The sequence below is a fragment of the Streptomyces sp. RP5T genome (genome assembly GCF_003933965.1).
Taxonomy (GTDB): Bacteria; Actinomycetota; Actinomycetes; order Streptomycetales; family Streptomycetaceae; genus Streptomyces.
The window spans coordinates 1-1,557 of sequence record NZ_RSAJ01001040.1 but is presented as its reverse complement, the minus strand read 5'-3'; the positions used below and the strand labels follow the sequence as shown (position 1 = coordinate 1,557).

The 1,557-nt window shown below is 74.1% G+C and carries 2 protein-coding genes; both read left to right on the top strand.

Features of this window, described 5'->3' with window-relative positions:
- Positions 1-1,101 (top strand): 2-oxo acid dehydrogenase subunit E2 (locus tag EHS43_RS44280; protein ID WP_125196028.1); only part of this gene is annotated, 1,101 nt, incomplete at its 5' end.
- A 2-nt stretch (positions 1,102-1,103) separates the two neighbouring features.
- Positions 1,104-1,358 carry an acyl carrier protein gene (locus EHS43_RS44275; RefSeq protein ID WP_260471010.1) on the top strand — a complete coding sequence of 85 codons (255 nt, stop codon included), beginning with the start codon at positions 1,104-1,106 and terminating at the stop codon, positions 1,356-1,358.
- The last annotated feature ends 199 nt before the right edge of the window (positions 1,359-1,557 follow it).

The window sequence follows — 1,557 nt, the reverse complement described above, 5'->3', positions numbered from 1 at the left end:
GCCCCGTCTCCGCCACCCGAGCCTGTCGCGGCAGCCGGCCCGGTCCCGGCCACCGCAGACGCCACGCCCCCGCCTGGCGGGCATGCCGAGGCGGGCCCCCTGGTCCGGCACCTCGCGGAACAGCGCGGCGTCGACCTGGAGACGCTCCACGGCTCCGGTCCCGGAGGGCGCGTCACCCGGACCGACGTCGAGAAGGCGACGACTGCCCGGTTCACGGCCCGGCCCCCGCGCGCCCGGGTCACCCCGCTCGCCCGGCGCCTCGCCGCGGAACTCGGCGTCGACCTGGCCACGGTGGCCGGGACGGGCAAGGACTCGGCCGTACGTGCCGCGGACGTACGCCGGGCGGCACCCGGCCCGGCGACACCCACCGCGCCCACCGGCGCACAGGTGCGTCCTCGCGCCGAACAGCCCGCCGTCGCGCCGCCGTCCGAAGAGCGGGCGACGGCCATGCGCCGGGCCATCGCCGGCCTGATGAGCCGCGCCAACCGGGACATCCCCCACTACTACCTCTCCACCACCGTGGACATGGCCGCGGCGACCACCTGGCTGCGCGAGCACAACCGGCACAGCCCGGTCGGTGAACGGCTCCTGCCTGCCGCCCTGTTGCTGAAAGCGGCGGCGCTCGCGGCCCGGGAGGTCCCCGAGCTCAACGGTTCCTGGTCCGACGACCGCTTCACGGCCGGTGACGGGGTGCACCTCGGCGTGGCCGTGTCCCTGCGCGGCGGCGGACTCGTCGCCCCCACGCTGCGCGACGCCGACACCCTCGCGCTGCCCCAACTGATGGCCGCCCTGAAGGACATGGTCACCCGAGCCCGGACGGGCAGACTGCGCGGTTCCGAGGTCTCGGACGCCACCATCACGGTCACCAACCTCGGTGATCAGGGGGTCGAAAGCGTTTTCGGCGTGATCTATCCGCCGCAGGTGGCCCTGGTCGGCTTCGGGCGGGTCGTCGACCGGCCGTGGGCCGTGGACGGCCTGCTCGGCGTACGGCCCGTGGTCACGGCGACCCTCTCGGCCGACCACCGGGCGACGGACGGCGCCGTCGGCGCCCGCTATCTCACCGCCGTCACCCGACTCCTGCAGAACCCGGAGCAGTTGTGAACATGAACCGAACCGAAGCACTCGACATGGTCAGGGAGTCGATCTCCCGTGTCGTCCCCGGGGCCGACGTCGCCGCCCTGGGACTCGACGACGCGTTCCGCGACGTGCTGGAGATGGACTCACTCGATTTCCTGAGTTTCGTCGAAGTCCTGAGCGAACGGTCGGGCGTCCGCATCGAGGACGAGGACACCCCCCGGCTCACCACGCTGTCCGACAGCGCCGACTTCCTGCTGGCCCGCGCAGTGCCGTCCGGCTGATCTGTGCCGGAGCGTCCGTCCGGCCGAAGGTCCGTCCTCCTGGCGGTCACCGCGGCAGCTCTCACGGGCAGCGGCATTGCGAGGCCCGCCGACCCCCCGCGCCTCGCGGACCTGCCGTGGTGGCCTCGACCGCGGTCGGCGCACTGCTCCGGCGTGGCATCGGCGTCGCCGTCGTCCTCGGCACCCCGCCCTGCTCACC